The following is an 18712-nucleotide window of genomic DNA, read 5'->3' on the forward strand; positions in this document are numbered from 1 at the left end:
CCGGCCTATTTCAGCGTGAAGGGCGGGCAGGCAAGGCATGAAGAAGCTACTGGTGTTCCTGGTGTTGGTCGTGGGCGCCGCGGTGCTGGGCAAGTCGATGCTGTCCGGCGAGCCGATCATCCGCATCAGCAGCGGCAAGCTGGAGAACCCGTACGCCCCGGGCTCGGCGCTGCATGCGCAGCAGCAGGAGTTCGTGGACCAGTTCAACGCCGACCCGGCGCTGCGTGACCGGTTCGTCGGCAGCTTCACCAGCAAGGGCCTGTATGCCGAGATGAATGGCGCCCTGCGCCGCGGCGCCCGCTCCCTGGACGCCGGCCAGCTGGTCGCGGTGACCCAGGCCATGGCCGCGGTCATCCCGCGCCTGGAGCAGGCCAATTGCGCCAAGCTGATGCGGCCGCGCGACGACTTCGACCGGGTGCTGGCCGCTGATGTCCAGGGTGCGCTGGAGCGCCTGCCGCCGCGCCACCACCGCAATTTCTGGCGCTTCTACCTGGCGGCGCTCAAGGCCGAGGTGCAGGGCCTGCCGGAACGCCGGGCGGACCCGGCGGCGCGCGAACGCGCACTGATGGAGCTGGGCTCGCGCTTCAACGGCAACGACGTCCAGCGCCTGCAGCGGGTGGTGGGCAACCCGGTGTCGGCCCCCGATGCCGATGCCTGCTGGGCGATCAACGCGCTGACCCACAACGCCAGCCAGCTCTCGCCCGACCACGCCGAGGCCCTGTCGCGCCTGATCTGGGGCGGCCCCTGAGGCCATGACCGGCGCGCGCCGCCTCGGGACCTTCGCGGCGGCCGCGCTGGGCCTGGCCTGGGCCAGCCCGGTGACCGTGGCCGGCCTGCTGGCCGGACTGGCGGCGATGCCGTTTGGCGCCCGGGCCCGGTTCTCCGACGCCGCCCTGGTGTTCCACCGCTATCCCTGGGGACCCGGCGGCGCGCTGACCCTGGGCAACGTCATCCTGCACACCGGCGGCAGCCTGGACGAGCCGGCGGTGACCTATGCCTGCCGCGCCCGCGGCGGCCGGGACCAGCAGGTGCGGCTGGGCGACCACGAGCGGGCGCACGTGCTGCAGTACCTGGCCCTGGGGCCGCTGTTCCTGCCGCTGTATTTCGCCTGCGGCGGCATCAGCCACCGCAACCGGTTCGAGCAGGCCGCCGACCGCTATGCCCTGACCGGGCGCGGCTGGTGGCCCTGGCCGCGGCCCGACGGGCTTTGACGGCGCTCAAGGCGGCGTGAAGGCGCGGTGCTAAACTGCCCGCCATCCCGAACCCCTTGGTGATGCCATGTTGGCCCTCGAATTCCCCGGCAGCGACAAGCTCATCGCGATGATCAACGCGGCGGTCACCGGTGACTGCCAGCGCCAGACCACCGACTGCATCCGCAACGGCCTGTCCGACCTGATCCGCCGCCGCGCGATGACCCTGCCGGACTGCGTGCTCGAACCCGTCGCCGACCATTACGCCCGCCGCGAGCTCTACCGCTGTGAACTCACCGGCTTCAGCGTGGTGGCGATGACCTGGGGCCCGGGGCAGGGCACGGCCATCCATGACCATTCGGGCGTGTGGTGCGTGGAAGGCATCGTCGAAGGCCAGCTCGAGATCACCCAGTACGACCTGCGCGGCCGCGACGGCGACCGCTTCGAGTTCGAGCCGGTGGGCACCACGCTGGCCGGCGCGGGCTCGGCCGGCAGCCTGATCCCGCCGCACGAGTACCACACCATCCGCAATCCCAGCGACAGCGCCATCGCGGTGTCCCTGCACATCTACAAGCAGGCCCTGACCTGCTGCGCGCACTTCCATCCCGTGGGCGACGGCTGGTACACCAAGGCCGACCGCCAGCTCGGCCTGGACGAAGCGGCCTGAGATATAATCGCCCGGCCATCAGGGCCGGTGTGGCGGAATGGTAGACGCGGGGGACTCAAAATCCCTTGGCAGCGATGTCGTGTAGGTTCGAGTCCTATCACCGGTACCAAATGCAAAGGCCCGCGCAAGCGGGCCTTTTCTTTTTTGCCACGGATGAACACAGATGAACACGGATAGGGCAAAACGCTGATCGGGCTCTCGCCTCCCCTATCGATTCGGCAGGGAACTGATCAAGGCCGTTGCATCAAACGCTTTCATCCGTGTTTATCCGTGTTCATCCGTGGCAAAAAGCCCATCAAGAGCTAGCGAGGAACCCGCTGATGGCGGGGCCGAAGCGTTCGATGTCGACGAGGAAGGCGTCGTGGCCCTGGGGCGAGGGCAGGGGCAGGAACTCGGAATCGGCGCCGCCGGCGCGCAGGCCGTCGGCGACCTGTTCCTGCTGCTGCAGTGGGAACAGGATGTCGGTGTGCACGCCGATCGCCAGCGCGCGTTCAAGCCGGATCGTCGCCAGGCCGCGCAGCACGTCGCCCCCGCCGTACTCGGCCACGTCGAACCAGTCCATCGCGCGGCCCAGGTAGAGATAGCAGTTCGGGTCGAAGCTGCGCACGAAGCGGCGCGCGTGGCCCTCGAGGTAGCGTTCGACCTCGAACTCCTGGCCGAAGGGATCGTCCTCGCGGCACTCGCTGTCCAGGCGCACGCGGCCGAAGCGACCGTCCCATTCCATCGCCGAGCGATAGGTCACCACGCCCAGCTTGCGGGCGATGCGCATGCCGTTTTCCGGATACGCATGCTCGTCGTAGTGGCCCTGGTTCCAGTTTGGATCCAGCCGGATCGCCTCGCGCTGCAGCGAGCGGATGGCGATCGAGAACGGCAGCGCCTGGGCGCTGCCCGAGACGTTGATGTGGGTCCGGGCGCTGCCGGGATGCAGCAGCAGGTAGGCCAGCGCGGTCATGCCGCCCATCGAATTGCCGATCACGCAGGCCAGGCGCTCGATGCCCAGCGACTGCACGACGACGTGGGCGGCGCGGGCGCCGTCCTCGATCGACAGGTCCGGGAAGTCCAGCCGGTAGGGCTGGCCGGTCGCGGGATCCGGCGACGCGGCGCCGGTGGATCCCTTGCAGCTGCCCAGCGCGTTGACGCACACGACGAACCAGCGGTCGGTGTCGATCGGCTTGCCCGGGCCCAGCATCGCCTCCCACCAGCCCGGCTCGGGGTTGGCGGCGCTGCTGGCGGCATGCGCGTTGGGCGAGAGGCCGGTGAGGATGAGCACGGCGTTGTCGCGTGCCGCGTTCAGTTCGCCCCAGGTCTCGAAGGCCATGCGGGCATCGCGCAGTTCGCCGCCGCGCTTGAACGGGAACGGCGAGGGCAGGGCGACGAAGCGGGTGCCGGGCGGGATCGTTTCGGTCACGGCTTGACCTTGTCGATCACCAGCTCTGCGCGGGCGTCGTCGGCGACGGCCAGCGTCACCGCGGTGGCCTCGAGGTCGCCGGCGGCGGCGGCGGCGTCACCGGATTTCGAAATGCGGGCGAGCACGCGCACGTCGGACTGCATGGACAGCTTCTGCGCCGGCATCAGGCCGTCGGCGTCCGACAGCGTCACGGTGAGCGGGAAGCCGCTGGCCGGCAGGCGCTTGACCGCTACCGGCAGCCCGGCGCCGTCGGTGGTGCGGGCGAAGACGTAGAGCACGTCGTCGTCGCCGACGTCCGCCGCGAGGGCCGGGTCCAGCGCCACGGTGACGGTGATCGTCGGACCGCCGGGGACGGGAGCCGCGGCCAGGGCCGCGTCATCGAGCGGCGGCAGGCCGGCCAGCTCGCGCGCCTGGTCGAGCTGCGGTCGCAACGCCAGGGCCGTCTGCGGCTCCAGCAGCGGCAGCAGCCGGCCCCAGGTTTCGGCCGCTTCCGCCGGTTGCCCGGCCTGCAGGCGCTGGGCGCCCAGGAAGAACAGGCCGCGCTGGTGCGTGGGCACCGCGGCCACCACCTGCTCGAGCAGGCGGGTGGCGCTGTCGGGGAAGCGGCCGTCGGGCGCGGCGCGCATCTGCGCGTCGGCGTATTCGACCATCAGGTCGGGTTCGTTGGGCAGGAGGGCGTAGGCCTTGGCGAAGGCGTCGCGGGCGTCGGTCCAGCGCTGCTGCGCCATGCGGCTGCGGCCCAGCAGCACCCAGCCCTCGACGCTGCCGGGCTCGTCGGCCAGGCGGCGTTCGAGCTGGGCGATGGCGCCCTCGAGCGTGGTCGGCGCCTCGATGTTGGCGGGGTCGAGTGCCTCCGGCTCGCCGATGAGGTGGTACAGGCCGAGGGTCATCACCGGCACGACCAGCAGCAGCGCCAGCGCGGTCAGGCGCGCCTGGCGCCACAGCGGCGGCAGCACGAAGGCCAGCGCCAGCAGGACCAGCAGCGCGGCGCCGATCAGGAAGGACGTCATCACCACTCCTGGGAATCGTTGGAGGGCGGCAGCGCGGGCGCGGCGGCGGCGCGACGGCGCACCACCACCACCAGCACGGCGGCGCCGCCGAGCAGGATCAGCGCCGGGCCGAACCACAGCAGCCAGGTGGTCGGCTTCACCGGCGGGTTGTAGAGCACGAAGTCGCTGTAGCGCGCGACCAGGTAATCCTTGATCTCGTCGTCGGACTTGCCCTCGCGCATCAGGTCCAGCAACTGCCGGCGGAGGTCCTGGGCGATCTGGGCGTTGGAGTCGGCCAGGGACTGGTTCTGGCACATCACGCAGCGCAGTTCGGCCGCCAGCGCGCGGAAGCGTGCTTCCTCGGCGTCGTCGCGGAATTCGAACGGCGCGGCGGCCGAGGCCGCCAGCGAGACCAGCACCAGCAGGGCGAACAGCAGGCGCTTCATCGCATCGACTCCAGCAGCGGCAGCAGTTGCGCCTGCACGACCTCGTCGGTCACCGGACCGACGTGCTTCCAGCGGATCACGCCCTGCGCGTCCACCAGGAACGTCTCGGGCGCGCCGTAGATGCCCCAGTCGAGCGCGGCGCGGCCGTCCTCGTCGGTGATGACCAGCTCGAAGGGATTGCCGAACTGCTGCAGCCAGCGCTGCGCGTCCTCGGTCGTGTCCTTGTAGTCGTAGCCGACCACCCTGACCACGCCGCTCTCGGCCAGGCGCGTGATCACCGGGTGCTCGTCGCGGCAGGCCGGGCACCAGCTGCCCCAGACATTGAGCAGGTAGGGCGCGCCCAGCAGGTCGGCCTTGCGCACGATGCGCCCGGGCTCGCCCAGCACCGGCAGCGCGAAGTCAGGCGCCGGCCGGCCCACCAGCGGCGACGGGATCGCGCTGGTGTCCTTGCCCGAATTCATCATCACGCCCGCGCCCAGCAGCACGGCCAGGCCCAGGAACGCGACGAAGGGCAGCAGCCGCCGGATCATGCCGCCACCTTGCGCCGGAAGCGCTGGTCGAAGGCGACGATGAAGCCGCCCAGCGCCATGAACAGCGCGCCCAGCCAGATCAGCCGGATCCAGGGCTTCACGTACAGGCGCAGCGCCCAGGTGCCGTTGGCGTCCAGGGGTTCGCCCAGCGCCACGTACAGATCGCGGCTGAGGCCGCCGTCCAGCGCGGCCTCGGTCATGACCTGGCCGCCGGCGAGGTAGGCGCGCTTCTCGGGGTGCAGCACCTCGCGCTCGACGCCCTCGCGGCTCACGCGCACGGTGCCGCGGTCGGCCATGAAGTTCGGGCCCGGCACCTTTTCCACGCCCTCGAAGGCGAAGTCATAGCCGCGCAGTTCGAAGGACTGGCCCGGCCGCGCCGCGACGTCGCGTTCGATGCTGGTCGATTCGGTGATGAACACGCCCGCCACGAACACCGCGATGCCGGCGTGCGCGAACACCATGCCGACCATCTCGGCCGTGAAGCGGCTGCCCTTGGCGCGCGCACGCTGCCAGACGAAGCGCGCCGTGCCGCCCAGGATCCAGGCCGCGCCAAGCAGGCCGAATGCGGTCTTGGCCGTGCCCTGCGGCCAGGCGAAAAAGGCGATGGTGGCGATGACCGCGGCCAGGACCGCCCACGGCGCCAGCCAGCGCACCGGCTGCGACAGGTCCTCGCGCTGCCAGCGCACCAGCGGCCCGAACGGCACCAGCGCCACCAGCGGCGCCATCAGCAGGATGAACAGCAGGCCGAAGTAGGGCGGGCCGACCGAGATCTTGCCCAGGTCCAGCGCGTCGGCCAGCAGCGGATACAGCGTGCCCAGCAGGATCATCGCCGCCGACGCCGTCAGCAGCAGGTTGTTGGCCAGCAGGAAGGTTTCGCGCGAGCTGGCCGCGAACGGCTGGCCCGACTCCACCTTCGGCGCGCGGATCGCGTACAGCAGCAGCGAACCGCCGATCACGATGGCGAGGAAGGCGAGGATGAACATGCCGCGCTCGGGGTCCGAGGCGAAGGCGTGCACCGAGGTCAGCACGCCCGAGCGCACCAGGAAAGTGCCCAGCAGCGACAGCGAGAAGGCCGCGATCGCCAGCAGCAGGGTCCAGCCGCGGAAGCTGCCGCGCTTCTCGGTGACCGCCTGCGAATGGATCAGGGCCGCGCCCACCAGCCACGGCATGAAGCTGGCGTTCTCGACCGGGTCCCAGAACCACCAGCCGCCCCAGCCCAGTTCGTAATAGGCCCAGAAGCTGCCCAGGGCGATGCCCAGGGTCAGGAAGGCCCAGGCCACGTTGGTCCACGGCCGGGACCAGCGCACCCACTGCGCGTCGACCTTGCCGTCGAGCAGCGCCGCCACCGCGAACGCGAACGCCACCGCGAAGCCGACGTAGCCCATGTACAGCAGCGGCGGGTGGAAGATCATGCCCGGGTCCTGCAGCAGCGGGTTCATGTCCCGACCTTCGGCGGCGCCGGGCAGCAGCCGCACGAACGGATTGGAGGTGAACACGGTGAAGGCCAGGAAGCCGACCGCGACCATGCCCATCACCGCCAGCACCCGCGCCACCACCGGCGCCGGCAGCGCCTTCGAGTAGCGCGCCACCAGCGCGGTCCACAGCGCCAGGAACCAGATCCACAGCAGCAGCGAGCCCTCGTGCGCGCTCCACACCGCGGTGAACTGGTAGGCGCGAGGCAGCAGCGAGTTCGAGTTCTGGGCGACGTAGGCGACCGAGAAGTCGTGCTGCAGGAAGGCCCAGGTCAGCAGCGCGTAGGACACCGACACCAGCACCAGCAGGCCATAGGCCAGCGGCCGCGCGGTCGCCATCCAGGCGGCGTGGCCGCGATGGGCGCCGGCCAGCGGCAGCGCGGAAAGCGCCACCGACAGCACCAGCGCCAGCAGCAGGCTGATCAATCCCAGTTCGGGCAGCACTCAGTAGCCTCCCGGCTTGGCCTCGCCCGCGGGCGCCGCCTCGACCTGGTGTTTCTGGTGGGCCTTGCCCATCGCGTCCGCCACTTCCTTGGGCATGTACTGCTCGTCGTGCTTGGCCAGCACCTGGGTGGCGATGAAGTGGTCGCCCTCGCGGCGGCCGGTGGCGATCACGGCCTGGTTCTCGCGGAACAGGTCGGGAAGGATGCCCTCGTAGTGCGCGGTCATGATGGCGTCGCCGTCGGTGACGCCGAACTGCACCTTCAGCGTGCCGTCCTCGCGCTTGAGCGTGTCCTTGGCGACCATGCCGCCGAGCCGGAACACGGCCTGGTCGGCCGCCTCGCCGGCGTAGACCTGGCTGGGCGTGTACAGGTAGGTGATGTTCTCGCGCAGGGCCAGCGTGACCAGGGCGGCGGCGACGCCGGAGGCGGCCAGCAGGGCGAGGATGAGCAGCAGGCGGCGCTTGCGGATCGGGTTCATGCGGAGGGTCCGGACTTGCGGGCGGCTTCGCGCGCGGCGCGCTGGGCGATCTCGCGGCGGGTGCGGGCCAGCTTCAGGCGCGGCACCGCGAAATCCCAGGCCAGGAACGCGGCGAACACCGCGTAGGCGCCGATGACGTACTCGAGGTAGCTCATCGCGCCACCCCCGACGCCGCGCGCGCCCAGTCCTTGCCGGCCTCGCGCGCGAGGTTGTCGGCGCGGGCGCGCTGCAGCAGCGAGCCGATGAACCAGAACTTGGTCGCGAACACCATCACCCACAGCGGCCAGGCCATGGAGGCATCCATGGTCGACTCGCCGAAGAGCTTGATCGTGGCGCCCTGGTGCAGCGAGTTCCACCACTCCACCGAATAGCGGATCACCGGCAGCAGCACCACGCCGACGATGGCCAGGAAGCCGGCGGCGCGCGCGGCGGCGCGGCGGTCCTCGATGGCGGCGTTCAGGCCGATCACGCCCAGGTACAGGAACAGCAGCACCAGCTCGGAGGTCAGGCGCGGGTCCCAGTCCCACCACGTGCCCCACATGGGCTTGCCCCAGATCGAGCCCGTGGCCAGCGTGACGGCGGTGAACAGCGCGCCGATGGGGGCGCAGGCCATTGCCAGCACCTCGCACAGCTTGATGTGCCAGACCAGCGCGATGACGGCGTAGAAGGCCATCAGCGCGTACACGAACAGGCTCATCCAGGCGGCGGGCACGTGGATGTAGAGGATGCGGAAGCTGTCGCCCTGCTGGTAGTCGGGCGGCACCACGAAGAGCGCACCGTAGAGGCCGGCGGCCATCATCGCCAGCGCGACCAAGAACGCCGGCGGCGCCCAGCGCGCGGCGAAGCGATCGAAGACCGGCGGCGAGCCGAGTTGGTGGAACCAGAGCAGGACGGGATTCACGGGAGGTCTGCGGTTTCGTTAGCTCAAGGCGATTCGGACCGCCGCGGCGGCGGCGAGCGGGGCAAGCACGAGGGCCAGGGCCAGCCCGGCCCCCAGCAACAGCAGGGCGCCGGCCCAGGGAAGACCCTGCGCAGCGGCCATCACGCTGCCGGCCCCGAACACCAGGACAGGCAGGAACAAAGGCAGCGCCAGCAGGGCCAAAAGCATACCAGAGCGGCGTATTCCCACCGTCAGCGCCGCCACCACCGCGCCCACCAGGCTCAGCAGCGGCGTGCCCAGCAGCAGCGAGACCATCAGCACCGGCAGGAGTTCCGCGGGCAGGTACAGCAGCTGCGCCAGCAGGGGCGTGGCCAGCACCAGGGGCAGGGCGGTCGTGAGCCAGTGCACGCCCACGCGCACGGCGATCAGCCAGGCCAAGGGGACCGGCGCCAGCAGCATCTGCTCCAGGCTGCCGTCCTCGACGTCGCTGCGGTAAAGCGCGTCCAGCGTCAGCAGGCCCGCCAGCAGCACCGCCACCCACAGCACGCCTGGCGCGATCCGCGCCAGCTGCTGCGGGTCGGCGCCCAGCGCCAGCGGGAACAGCGCCACCACCATCAGGGCGAACAGCAGCGGCTGGGCGGCATCGCCACGCCGGCGCCAGACCAGGCGCAGGTCGCGCGCGGCCTGGGCGCGGCCGGCGGCCAGCAGCGAGGGGCCGGTCATGCCGGCGCCCGGGCCGGGCCCAGTTCAAGCGTGCGCACCGGCACCGGCGGGGCGGCGTAGGCGCCGTGGGTGGTGAGCAGGGCGGCGCCGCCTTGGGCCAGGTGGGCCTGGATCAGCCGGTTCACCAGCGCGATGCCGTCCAGGTCCAGGTTGGCGTAGGGCTCGTCGAGCAGCCACAGCGGCGCCGGCTGCAGGCGCAGGCGGGCCAGGGCGAGGCGTTTGTTCTGGCCGGCCGACAGGCGGCGGGCCGGGCTGTCCTCGTGGCCGGCCAGGCCGACCGCGGCCAGCGCCGCGCCGAGGTCGGCGCCGGGATCGCCGCCCTGCAGGGCGTGGCTGTAGGCCAGGTTCTCAAGCGCGCCGAGTTCGGCCTTGTGGCCGGGCAGGTGGCCCAGGTAGGCGCTGCCGCGCGCCAGGTGGTCGCGGTCGACCGGGCGGCCCTGCAGCGCCACGTCGCCGCCGGAGGCCGGCAGCAGGCCGGCCAGCACCCGCAGCAGGGTGGTCTTGCCGGCGCCGTTGCCGCCCAGCACCAGCAGCGCCTCGCCGGGACCCAGCTCGAAGTCCAGGGGGCCGAAGACCGGCTCGTCATTGCGCGAGAACCACAGCCCGCGGGCCTGCAGCAGCGGGGGCGGGGCGTGCGGGGAGTCGGTCATTGCGCGGGAATGCTACGAGCCGGGGCAGGCGGTGTCCATGACGCACGTCAGGGCAGCCCCGATAACCAAACACCCGTCTGCACAGTGGTCCTTCACAATTGTTAAGCCGGGGACGAAGAACGGCAACGCTGAGTGATTGTGATTGCAACGTGGCTGGGTGAGAATCGAGAGGTTCATTCATCTGCAGGACAGCTAAAACATGCGTGCGACCCCCTTGATGCTTGCGATCGCCCTGGGCCTCGGCCTGCCGGTCGGCTCCTCCGATGCCGCTTCGCCCAAGCCGGTCGACGCGCTGAGCGCCGACGCGCTGCAGACCTACATCGTCGTCTTCGACGAAGCGCCCGCGGCCCGCTTCCGCGGCTTCGCCAAATCCGAGGCCGGGCGCCCGTCGCTGGCCGCGACCAGCCCGGTCGCCACCGGCGCCACCAAGTACAACGCCAACAGCCTCGAGGCCCGCGCCTACGTCGGCTACCTCGACGACCTGCGCCGCGCCCGCCTCAACGACATGGCGATCGCGCTGATGCGTCCGCTGGAAGCCACCCGCGTGTTCCGCCATGGCCTCAACGGCATGACCGTCGAACTCACCGCCGACGAGGCCAAGCGCATCGCCGGCGTCGACGGCGTGCGCACCGTGCGTCCGGAATTCGAGCGTTACCTGATGACCGACCGGGGCCCGGCCTGGATCAAGGCCGACCAGATCTGGGCCGGCACCGTCCCGGGCGTGGCCGCCAACCGCGGCGAAGGCGTGATCGTCGGCGTCATCGACAGCGGCATCAACCGCACCCATTCGTCCTTCTCGGGCGCGGGCATCACCAATCCGCTGCCGGGTTTCCTGGGCCACTGCGCCACCAACGCCTCGGCCTGCAACAGCAAGCTGATCGGCCTCTGGGACTTCACCTCGGGCAACAACGGCACCAATGACCCGGTCGACAACGACGGCCACGGCACCCACACCGCGTCCACCGCGGTCGGCAGCCCGTTCGTCAACGGCGGGACCACCTACAGCGGCGTCGCGCCGCGCGCCAACATCATCGCCTACAAGGCCTGCCCGGGCAGCTCCTGCAGCGGCAGCGCCATCCTGTCGTCGATCGACCAGGCCATCGCCGACGGCGTCGACGTCATCAACTACTCCATCGGCAGCGGTCCCTTCGATCCCTGGGCCACGGTCGGCAATGCCAGCGCCGACGACGCCGAGTCCTTCCTGGCGGCCCGCGAGGCCGGCATCGTGGTCTCGGCCTCGGCCGGCAACGACGGTCCGAGCCCGGGTACGCACGGCAACCCGGCGAACTCGCCCTGGGTGCTCGGCGTCGCCGCCGCCACCCACGACCGCAGCGGCGCCGGCGATCGCCTGGCCAGCTTCAGCGGCCGTGGTCCGGTGGTCCCGCTGGGCGTCATCAAGCCCGACATCACCGGCCCGGGCGTCAGCATCCGCGCCGCCGGCCTGACCGGCCCGACCTCCATCGCCACCCTCAGCGGCACCTCGATGTCGGCCCCGCACATTGCCGGCGCGGCCGCGCTGCTGCGCTCGATCCACCCGTCCCACACCCCGGACGAAGTGATCTCGGCGCTGATGCTCACCGCGCGTCCCTCCATCACCGAGTTCGGCCTGCCGACCACGCCGCATGACCAGGGTTCGGGCATGGTGGACGTGGCCCTGGCCGCCCGCGCGGGTATCTTCCTCGACGTGCCGGCGGGTGGCTTCAACACGCCGCGCGCCAATCCGTACACCGGCGGCGCGCAGAACATCAACCTGCCCAGCATCGGCCATGCCGCCTGCTTCCGCAGCTGCGTCGTGCCGCGCACGTTCAAGCTGATGCCGGGCGCCGCCGCCGGCAACTACAGCGTGCAGGGCACGCTCGACGCCGCCGGCGCCACGATCACCCCGAGCGTCGCGTCCTTCAACAGCAGCGCCGGTGGCCAGCTGGTCAACTTCACGATCAACGTCGACGACCCGAACCTCGTGGGCCAGTGGGTCTACGGCAGCGTCACCCTGGTGAACAACTCGGGCGACGGCCGTCCCAACCTGCGCCTGCCGGTGTCGGTCTACGTGTCGCCGTTCTCCAGCGAGGCCGCCGAGGCCGCCCTGGGCCCGATCGTCCGCAACGTCACCCGCGAGCGTGACTACTTCGACATCACCCTGAGCGGCATGGTGCCGATGCCGGACGCGCGCTTCAGCACCTCGAGCCTGGTTGCCCCGGTCTCGACCCTGCAGAGCATCGTCGCCGACCCGACCAACAACGACCCGTACGACGCGAACTCCAACACCTACGTGCGCACCGTCGTGGTGCCCGCCACCGGCGCCGGCAACACGCCGGTCGACTATCGCTTCACGGTCACCACCACCGCCGCCAACCCGGACATCGACTTGTACGTTGGCCGCGACACCGACTTCGACGGCCAGCCCGACGCGGCCGAAGAGCTCTGCTTCTCGGCGTCGGGTGGCTCGGACGAAAGCTGCGTGATCAACCTCACTTCGCAGCCGACGCCGACCACCTACTGGATCCTGGTGCAGAACTACAGCGGCCCCGGCATCGGCGTGCGCGTCGACTCCACCCTGCTGCCGATCACGGTCTCGGGCGCCTCGACCATGGTCGCCAGCGGCCCGGGTCGCACCGCCGCCAACGAGACCTTCAAGATCCGCGTCGCCTTCGACGAGCCGGGCCTGGTCAACGGCCAGTCCCGCGAGGGCGTGCTGTTCGTCCAGCCCACGCCGGATGCCACGCCGATCGAGGTCCCGGTGCGCCTGACCCGCAGCGGCAGCAGCTTCGAACCGTTCGCGCTGGCCAACAACGTCGGTCGCGCGGTCACCCTGCCGGCCGGCAGCAGCCACGACAAGCTCTACTTCGACGTGCCGCCGCACGCCACCAGCGTGGAGTTCACCACCACCGGCGCCACCGGCAACGTCGACCTGTACGTGGCGCGCGTGGCCTCGCCGACCGGCCCGACCATCGCGTCGGCCCCGGCCTGGAACAACAACGCCGCGTTCCGCGCCGCCACCGGCTCGGGCAATGAGACCCTGACCCTGTCGGGCGGCAACCTGCTGCCGGGTCGCTACTACGTGGTGCCGGGCAACACCACCGGCGGCACGGTCAGCGCCACCGTCACCGCCCGCGTCACGGCCCAGGGCGTCAAGCCGGCCTTCCTGTCGGGCCAGTACGCCAACCCGGCGCGCAGCGGCCACGGCCTGTTCGTCGACTTCGCCGGCCCGATCGGCAATCCGGACCAGTGGATCTCGGTCTGGTACGCCTACCTCGAGGACAACACCCCGACCTGGTACTACTCGCAGGGCGCCACGCCCGGCGCGGACGGTATCTGGCGCGCCGACCTGTTCCGCGTGTCCTGGAACGGCACCGCGGGCCATGGCGTCGACGTCGGCGAAGTGATCGTCACGCCGACCGGTCCCGAGTCGATGACCATGAACTTCAACCTCGACGGCCGCAGCGGCTCCGAGCCGATGGTCCGCATCGGCGGCGGCAGCTGCCCGCAGTTCAATGCGCAGAACCTCGACGTCTCGGGCCACTGGTACTCGCCGGCCCTGTCCGGCTTCGGCTACAGCTACATGGCCACCGGCGGCGGCAATCCGCAGGAAGTGTTCATCCCGTACATCTACGACGGCCAGGGCTTCCCGCGTTGGCTGTACGGCCAGCGCGGCTACGCGTCGGGGAACAATTCCTTCGACCTGTTCTGGGTCTCCGGCTTCTCGCCGCTGGCCCCGGCCGTGGCGGTCAGCGGCACGCCGGCCGGCACCGGTACCCGCACGCTGGCGACCAACAACGTCACCAACATGTCGGTCAACGCCACCCTCACCGGTGCGCTGTCGGGCAACTGGGTCGAGAACCGCCCGGTGAGCCAGCTCTCGCAGCGCAAGAACTGCCAGTAAGCGCGCCACCTGCGGCACGAAGAAGGGGCCCTCCGGGGCCCCTTTTTCTTGCCTCCTGCACAAGGCCGCGCGGCATAATGAGGTCATTCTCCCCGCGGCTTCCCAGCATGCACGTGCCCAACAAACTGCCGAAGGTCGGCACCACCATCTTCACCGTGATGTCCCAGCTGGCCCTGGAGCACCAGGCCGTGAACCTGGGCCAGGGCTTCCCGGACTTCCCGGTGCCGCAGCGGCTCGTGGACGCGCTGGCGCGCGCGATGGCCGAAGGCAAGAACCAGTACGCGCCGGCGCATGGCATCCCCGCGCTGCGCCAGGCGATCGCCGCCAAGACCGAGCGCTGCTACGGGCGCCGCGTCGACGCCGAGGCCGAGGTCACCGTGACCAGCGGCGCCAGCGAGGCGATCTTCGACGCCATCCTCGCGCTGGTCGCGCCGGGCGAGGAAGTCATCGTGCTCGACCCCTGCTACGACTGCTACGAGCCCGCGATCGACCTCGCCGGCGCGATCCCGGTGCACGTCCCGCTCGATCCCGTGGACTTCAGCGTCGACTGGCAGCGCGTGCGCGATGCGATCACGCCGCGCACCCGCATGCTGATGGTCAATTCGCCGCACAACCCGTCCGGCGCGATGTTCGGCGCCGACGACATGGCGGCGCTGGCCGACCTGCTGCGCGGCACCGACATCATCCTGCTCTCGGACGAGGTCTACGAGCACATCATCTTCGACGGCCGCCGGCACGAGTCGGTGCTGCGCCATCCCGAACTGGCCGCGCGCGCCGTCGTGGTGTCGAGCTTCGGCAAGACCTACCACTGCACCGGCTGGAAGATCGGCTATGCGATCGCGCCGCCGGCGCTGAGCCGGGAATTCCGCAAGGTCCACCAGTACAACACCTTCTGCAGCTTCGCCCCGGCGCAGTGGGCCTTCGCCGAGATGATCACGCAGGAACCGGCGCACTACGACGAGCTCGGCGCCTTCTACCAGGCCAAGCGCGACCGTTTCCGCGAACAGCTGCTGGGCACCCGCCTCAAGCCGCTGCCGGTGCCGGGCGGCTACTTCCAGCTGGTGGACTATTCGGCGGTCAGCGACCTGCCCGACGCCGAGTTCTGCCGCTGGCTCACGATCGAGAAGGGCGTGGCGGCGATCCCGCTGTCGCCGTTCTACGAGACGCCGCCGGCGGGACAGCGCCTGGCGCGGCTGTGCTTCGCCAAGGTCGAAGCCACCCTGGACGCCGCGATCGAGCGGCTGGCGAGGCTCTGATGCAGGACCTGCGCGTTTCGCTGGTGCAGGGCGACACGGTCTGGCACGACCCGGCGGCGAACCGGGCGATGTACGCCGACCTGGTCGCGCCCCTGGCGGGCCGGACCGACCTGGTGCTGCTGCCCGAGACCTTCACCTCCGGCTTCAGCAACGAGGCGCTGGCCGATGCCGAAGGCATGGACGGCCCGACCGTGGCCTGGCTGCGCGACCAGGCCGCGCGCCTCGGCGCAGTGGTCACCGGCAGCGTGCAGCTGCGGGTGGGCGAGCGTGTCTTCAACCGGATGCTGTGGGCGACGCCCGACGGCGAGCTGCAGACCTACGACAAGCGCCACCTGTTCCGGATGGCGCGCGAGCACGAGCGCTACGCCGCGGGGCGCGACCGCCTGACGGTGGCGCTGAAGGGCTGGCGGGTGTGCCCGCTGGTCTGCTACGACCTGCGCTTCCCGGTGTTCATCCGCAACCGCTTCGGCGTGGAGGCACCGGATCGCTTCGACTACGACCTGCTGCTGTTCGTCGCCAACTGGCCGGCGCCGCGCCGGCACGCCTGGCAGACCCTGCTGCGCGCGCGCGCCATCGAGAACCTGAGCTACGTCGCGGCGGTCAACCGCGCCGGCACCGACGGCAACGGCATCGCCTACGCCGGCGACAGCGTGGCGCTGGATTTCCTGGGCCAGCCGCAGCTGGAGTTCGGCGAGGGCGTGCACGTGGGGACGACGACGTTCTCGGCCGCTGCCCTGGCGGCGCATCGCGAGCGCTTCCCGGCGCATCTGGATGCTGATCGGTTCGAGGTGTTCTAGGCTGCGTGGGGGGAAGAGCTTTTTAACGCGGATAAGAGCGGATAAAAGCCGATAAACGCGGATAGAGCAGAATCTGAATTTGGAGCAGGGGCGGGCAGGGGAGCCGCGGGAAAAGGGGTAGCGTCGTTTTCCGTATCTTGCGGATCTCCCCGGATGCAAAAAGGGGTCAGTGTCAGTTTCCATTCAAAATGGAAACTGACACTGACCCCTTTTTTTATTGCTCTTTGATCGAGCTTTTTTGCTTTGGCTCTATCCGTGTTTATCGGCTTTTATCCGCTCTTATCCGCGTCAAAAAGCTTTTAAAGCCACCACCCCGCGACTCAGTCGTCAGAGGGCAACCCTTCCGGGCGCTTCTTGCGGAACGGCGGCGGGCCGCCGTTGCCGCCCGGGCGGGGGCCGCGGTTGCCGTCGACCGGGCCGCGCGGGCCCTTCTTCGGGCCGGCGTAGGGGCTGGCGCCGGCGGGCTTGTTGCCGCGCGGGCCGGCCGGGCCGCGCGAGTGGCCATAGGGGGCGTCGCCGGCCGGTTTCGGGCCGCGCGGGCCGCCCGGACCCCGGGCCTGGCCGTAGGGGCTGTTGCCCTGGGGCCGCGGGCCGCTGGGCTTGCCGCCCGGACGCTGGCCGCGCGGCGGCGCGACCTTGGAGCCGGTTTCCACGCCCTCGGGCACGTACCAGCTGCGGAAGGCGGCCGGGTTGTTGTCGTGGGCATTGGCGTGGGTCGGCTGGGCGTCGCCGCGCGGCGCACGCGGCTTCTTGTTGAAGCCGCCGCCCGGTGCACCGGGGGCGCGGTTGCCGAAGCTGTCGTCGCGCGGACCGCGATTGCCTGCGGGGGCGCCACCCGGCTTGCCGCCGAAGGGCTTGGCGCCGAAGGGCTTGCCGCCCGCGCGCGCACCGCGCGGCGCATCGGCCCCCATCGGGCCGGAGAACGGCTTGCCGCCGGGGGTGTTGGGATTGCGCTTGCCGCCCTTGGCGGCATACGGCCGGCCGGCGCCGGGGGCCCCGCGGCCACGGCCGCGGCCCGGCTTGTCTTCGCGGAAGGTGTCGAAGCGGCGCAGCTCGCGCGCCTCGTCGTCCACCGAACCGTTGACGTAGGAGGCCTGCTTGCGGTCCTTGCCGACGCGGATCTCGGTCGGGCGCGACTTGCGCTGGCCGATCACCGGCTGCAGGGTCAGCACCGGCGGATTGTTCTCGAGCTGGAACTGCGCGCGCAGCTTCTCGACCTGGTCGGCGGGCATTTCCTCGCAGTGGCCGCGCTTGAGCAGGCGCGGCAGGTGCACGCTGCCGTACTTCACGCGCTTGAGGCGGCTGACGTTATAACCCTGCGACTCCCACAGGCGGCGCACCTCGCGGTTGCGACCCTCGGTGAGCACGACCTTGAACCAGGCGTGCGAATCGGAGCTGCCGATGCGCTCGATTTCGTCGAACTTGGCCGGGCCGTCCTCGAGCTCCACGCCCTTGGCCAGGCGGTGCACCACCGGATCCGGCACTTCGCCGTGGATGCGGCAGACGTACTCGCGGGCGATGCCGCTGGACGGGTGCATCAGGGCATTGGCCAGCTCGCCGTCGGTGGTGAGCAGCAGCAGGCCGGTGGTGTTGATGTCGAGGCGGCCGACCGCGATCCAGCGCGCGCCCTTCAGGCGCGGCAGCGATTCGAACACGGTCGGGCGGCCCTCGGGATCCTCGCGGGTGGTCACTTCGCCTTCGGGCTTGTTGTACAGCAGCACGCTGGCCGGCTCGGTCAGTGCGGTGGCGACGAAGGTCTTGCCGTCGAGATCGATGCGGTCACCGCCCTTCACCGACTGCCCGGTCTGCGCGACCACGCCGTTGACCTTCACCAGGCCCTGGGCGATGCGCTCTTCCAGCGCCCGGCGCGAACCCAGCCCGGCCTGCGCCAGCACCTTGTGCAGCCGCTCCTCGACCTTGGCCGCGGGCGCGCTGCCCTTGGCGCGAAGGGAGAGGGTCTTCTTGGTCTTGTCACTCATTACTTTTGCTCCGGCGCGGCGGTGTCGCCGGCCTCTTGGTCGGAAGGATCCGCGCCGTCGCCGGCGTCGGTGGCACCGGTCGCCGCGTCGGCGCCGGTGTCGTGGTCGTGGTTCTCGTCGCCGTCGTTGGCGAAGTCTTCTTCATCGGCGACGAAGTGGCCGTTGCCCGCCTCGTCGTCGCTGTCGTCGTTGTCGTCGTGTTCGTCTTCGCCCAGCGCGTGGCCACCGCCCTCGACCTCGTCGTCGAGGCTGGCGGCCAGGGCCGCGCTGGCGACGCCCGCGGGCGCCATGTCGAAGGGCAGCTGCGGCTCGAGTTCGGGGATGTCCTTGAGTTCGGCCAGCGGCGGCAGCTCGTCCAGGCTCTTGAGGCCGAAGTAGTCGAGGAAGGCCTTGGTGGTGCCGAACAGCTCGGGCCGGCCCGGCACGTCGCGATGGCCGACCGAGCGGATCCACTCGCGCTCCTCGAGCATCTTGATCATGTTGGCGTTGACGCTGACGCCTCGGATCTGCTCGATCTCGCCGCGGGTGATCGGCTGGCGATAGGCGATCAGGGCCAGCGTTTCCAGGGTGGCGCGGGTGTACTTGGTCTTGCGCTCGGTCCACAGCCGCGCCACCCAGGGGTGGACGTCGGCCTTGACCTGGTAGCGGAAGCCGGAGGCGACCTCGACCAGCTCCACCCCGCGCTCGGCGCAGGCCTCGCGCAGCTGCTCCAGCGCCGCCTCGACGCTGCCGGGCGGGGCCGGCTCGTCCTCGGGGAACAGCCCGTGCAGCTGCGCCAGCGGCAGCGGCTGGTTGGCCGCCAGCAGGGCGGCCTCGACGATCCGGTTGATCAGCGCCTGGTCCATGGATCCCGCAGGGTCTGGGTGGAAGGGAAGGAAGCGGGGTTCATCCCGCGGCCGGCTCGTTGGCGGCGTCGCCGTCGTC

At 70.7% G+C, this 18712-nt stretch carries 17 protein-coding genes, 1 tRNA gene and 1 pseudogene; 7 read left to right on the forward strand and 12 right to left on the reverse strand.

From position 1 onward, the window contains the following. The first annotated feature begins 37 nt into the window (after positions 1–37). The 4 genes from VFQ84_RS10035 to VFQ84_RS10050 all read left to right on the forward strand — a co-directional run bounded on the left by VFQ84_RS10035 (position 38) and on the right by VFQ84_RS10050 (position 1966). Positions 38–748 (forward strand): hypothetical protein, encoded by a 711-nt coding sequence (locus VFQ84_RS10035; protein WP_325131497.1) that lies wholly within the window; start codon positions 38–40, stop codon positions 746–748. Positions 749–752: 4 nt separating this feature from the next. After that, complete coding sequence (locus VFQ84_RS10040) at positions 753–1211, forward strand: hypothetical protein (protein ID WP_325131498.1); 459 nt, start codon at positions 753–755, stop codon at positions 1209–1211. Between the two features lie 67 nt (positions 1212–1278). Then, the gene (locus VFQ84_RS10045) at positions 1279–1857 is read left to right on the forward strand and encodes a cysteine dioxygenase family protein (RefSeq protein ID WP_325131499.1); all 579 of its coding nucleotides are present in this window, start codon (positions 1279–1281) and stop codon (positions 1855–1857) included. 23 nt (positions 1858–1880) lie between these two features. Continuing rightward, positions 1881–1966, forward strand: a tRNA-Leu gene (locus VFQ84_RS10050). A gap of 186 nt (positions 1967–2152) precedes the next feature. Here the strand turns inward: VFQ84_RS10050 and metX are convergent. From metX to ccmA, 10 genes are read right to left on the reverse strand one after another with little or no spacing between them, the layout of a single operon-like run. Beyond that, positions 2153–3265, reverse strand: a complete 1113-nt coding sequence (metX, locus tag VFQ84_RS10055; RefSeq protein WP_325131500.1) for a homoserine O-acetyltransferase MetX — start codon at positions 3263–3265, stop codon at positions 2153–2155. Then, positions 3262–4275, reverse strand: coding sequence for a c-type cytochrome biogenesis protein CcmI/CycH (locus VFQ84_RS10060; RefSeq protein WP_325131501.1), 1014 nt, complete (start codon positions 4273–4275; stop codon positions 3262–3264). The genes metX and VFQ84_RS10060 overlap by 4 nt, the downstream gene beginning before the upstream one ends. Continuing rightward, entirely contained in the window at positions 4275–4700 is a 426-nt protein-coding gene (locus VFQ84_RS10065) for a cytochrome c-type biogenesis protein (protein WP_325131502.1), read from the reverse strand. Before VFQ84_RS10065 ends, VFQ84_RS10060 begins: the two co-directional genes overlap by 1 nt. After that, positions 4697–5230, reverse strand: coding sequence for a DsbE family thiol:disulfide interchange protein (locus VFQ84_RS10070; protein WP_325131503.1), 534 nt, complete (start codon positions 5228–5230; stop codon positions 4697–4699). Before VFQ84_RS10070 ends, VFQ84_RS10065 begins: the two co-directional genes overlap by 4 nt. After that, positions 5227–7146 (reverse strand): heme lyase CcmF/NrfE family subunit, encoded by a 1920-nt coding sequence (locus VFQ84_RS10075; protein WP_325131504.1) that lies wholly within the window; start codon positions 7144–7146, stop codon positions 5227–5229. The genes VFQ84_RS10070 and VFQ84_RS10075 overlap by 4 nt, the downstream gene beginning before the upstream one ends. Continuing rightward, positions 7147–7623 (reverse strand): cytochrome c maturation protein CcmE, encoded by a 477-nt coding sequence (ccmE, locus tag VFQ84_RS10080; protein ID WP_325131505.1) that lies wholly within the window; start codon positions 7621–7623, stop codon positions 7147–7149. Next, on the reverse strand, positions 7620–7778 hold the full coding sequence (ccmD, locus tag VFQ84_RS10085; protein ID WP_325131506.1) for a heme exporter protein CcmD: 159 nt from the start codon (positions 7776–7778) through the stop codon (positions 7620–7622). Before ccmD ends, ccmE begins: the two co-directional genes overlap by 4 nt. After that, on the reverse strand, positions 7775–8524 hold the full coding sequence (gene ccmC / locus VFQ84_RS10090) for a heme ABC transporter permease CcmC (RefSeq protein ID WP_325131507.1): 750 nt from the start codon (positions 8522–8524) through the stop codon (positions 7775–7777). Before ccmC ends, ccmD begins: the two co-directional genes overlap by 4 nt. An 18-nt stretch (positions 8525–8542) precedes the next feature. Then, positions 8543–9226: a heme exporter protein CcmB gene (gene ccmB / locus VFQ84_RS10095; RefSeq protein WP_325131508.1), complete on the reverse strand. Its 684-nt coding sequence runs from the start codon at positions 9224–9226 to the stop codon at positions 8543–8545. Further along, positions 9223–9876 carry a heme ABC exporter ATP-binding protein CcmA gene (ccmA, locus tag VFQ84_RS10100; protein WP_325131509.1) on the reverse strand — a complete coding sequence of 218 codons (654 nt, stop codon included), beginning with the start codon at positions 9874–9876 and terminating at the stop codon, positions 9223–9225. Before ccmA ends, ccmB begins: the two co-directional genes overlap by 4 nt. A 199-nt stretch (positions 9877–10075) precedes the next feature. On the opposite strand from ccmA, the gene VFQ84_RS10105 reads away from it, so the two are divergent. From VFQ84_RS10105 to VFQ84_RS10115, 3 genes are all read left to right on the forward strand, one after another. After that, the gene (locus VFQ84_RS10105; protein ID WP_325131510.1) at positions 10076–13756 is read left to right on the forward strand and encodes a S8 family serine peptidase; all 3681 of its coding nucleotides are present in this window, start codon (positions 10076–10078) and stop codon (positions 13754–13756) included. 107 nt (positions 13757–13863) lie between these two features. Beyond that, positions 13864–15012, forward strand: a complete 1149-nt coding sequence (locus VFQ84_RS10110) for a pyridoxal phosphate-dependent aminotransferase (protein WP_325131511.1) — start codon at positions 13864–13866, stop codon at positions 15010–15012. Next, on the forward strand, positions 15012–15809 hold the full coding sequence (locus VFQ84_RS10115) for an amidohydrolase (RefSeq protein ID WP_325131512.1): 798 nt from the start codon (positions 15012–15014) through the stop codon (positions 15807–15809). Before VFQ84_RS10110 ends, VFQ84_RS10115 begins: the two co-directional genes overlap by 1 nt. A gap of 320 nt (positions 15810–16129) precedes the next feature. Here VFQ84_RS10115 and VFQ84_RS10120 read toward each other — a convergent pair whose 3' ends face one another. After that, entirely contained in the window at positions 16130–17788 is a 1659-nt protein-coding gene (locus tag VFQ84_RS10120; RefSeq protein WP_325131513.1) for a pseudouridine synthase, read from the reverse strand. An 11-nt stretch (positions 17789–17799) separates the two neighbouring features. Then, positions 17800–18633, reverse strand: a pseudogene (gene scpB / locus VFQ84_RS10125) (SMC-Scp complex subunit ScpB); the annotation flags it as partial. Between the last annotated feature and the right edge of the window lie 79 nt (positions 18634–18712).

The sequence above is a fragment of the Arenimonas sp. genome, assembly GCF_035721105.1.
Taxonomy (GTDB): Bacteria; Pseudomonadota; Gammaproteobacteria; order Xanthomonadales; family Xanthomonadaceae; genus Arenimonas.

What these genes read in the sequence shown, in the direction of transcription:
- VFQ84_RS10110 (WP_325131511.1), top strand. Translation starts at nt 13,864, where the DNA reads ATGCACGTGCCCAACAAACTGCCGAAGGTCGGCACCACCATCTTCACC.
- VFQ84_RS10105 (WP_325131510.1), top strand. Translation starts at nt 10,076, where the DNA reads ATGCGTGCGACCCCCTTGATGCTTGCGATCGCCCTGGGCCTCGGCCTG.
- VFQ84_RS10115 (WP_325131512.1), top strand. Translation starts at nt 15,012, where the DNA reads ATGCAGGACCTGCGCGTTTCGCTGGTGCAGGGCGACACGGTCTGGCAC.
- VFQ84_RS10120 (WP_325131513.1), bottom strand. Translation starts at nt 17,788, where the DNA reads ATGAGTGACAAGACCAAGAAGACCCTCTCCCTTCGCGCCAAGGGCAGC.
- ccmA (WP_325131509.1), bottom strand. Translation starts at nt 9,876, where the DNA reads ATGACCGACTCCCCGCACGCCCCGCCCCCGCTGCTGCAGGCCCGCGGG.
- ccmB (WP_325131508.1), bottom strand. Translation starts at nt 9,226, where the DNA reads ATGACCGGCCCCTCGCTGCTGGCCGCCGGCCGCGCCCAGGCCGCGCGC.
- ccmD (WP_325131506.1), bottom strand. Translation starts at nt 7,778, where the DNA reads ATGAGCTACCTCGAGTACGTCATCGGCGCCTACGCGGTGTTCGCCGCG.
- ccmE (WP_325131505.1), bottom strand. Translation starts at nt 7,623, where the DNA reads ATGAACCCGATCCGCAAGCGCCGCCTGCTGCTCATCCTCGCCCTGCTG.
- VFQ84_RS10070 (WP_325131503.1), bottom strand. Translation starts at nt 5,230, where the DNA reads ATGATCCGGCGGCTGCTGCCCTTCGTCGCGTTCCTGGGCCTGGCCGTG.
- VFQ84_RS10045 (WP_325131499.1), top strand. Translation starts at nt 1,279, where the DNA reads ATGTTGGCCCTCGAATTCCCCGGCAGCGACAAGCTCATCGCGATGATC.
- VFQ84_RS10060 (WP_325131501.1), bottom strand. Translation starts at nt 4,275, where the DNA reads ATGACGTCCTTCCTGATCGGCGCCGCGCTGCTGGTCCTGCTGGCGCTG.
- VFQ84_RS10040 (WP_325131498.1), top strand. Translation starts at nt 753, where the DNA reads ATGACCGGCGCGCGCCGCCTCGGGACCTTCGCGGCGGCCGCGCTGGGC.
- VFQ84_RS10065 (WP_325131502.1), bottom strand. Translation starts at nt 4,700, where the DNA reads ATGAAGCGCCTGCTGTTCGCCCTGCTGGTGCTGGTCTCGCTGGCGGCC.
- VFQ84_RS10035 (WP_325131497.1), top strand. Translation starts at nt 38, where the DNA reads ATGAAGAAGCTACTGGTGTTCCTGGTGTTGGTCGTGGGCGCCGCGGTG.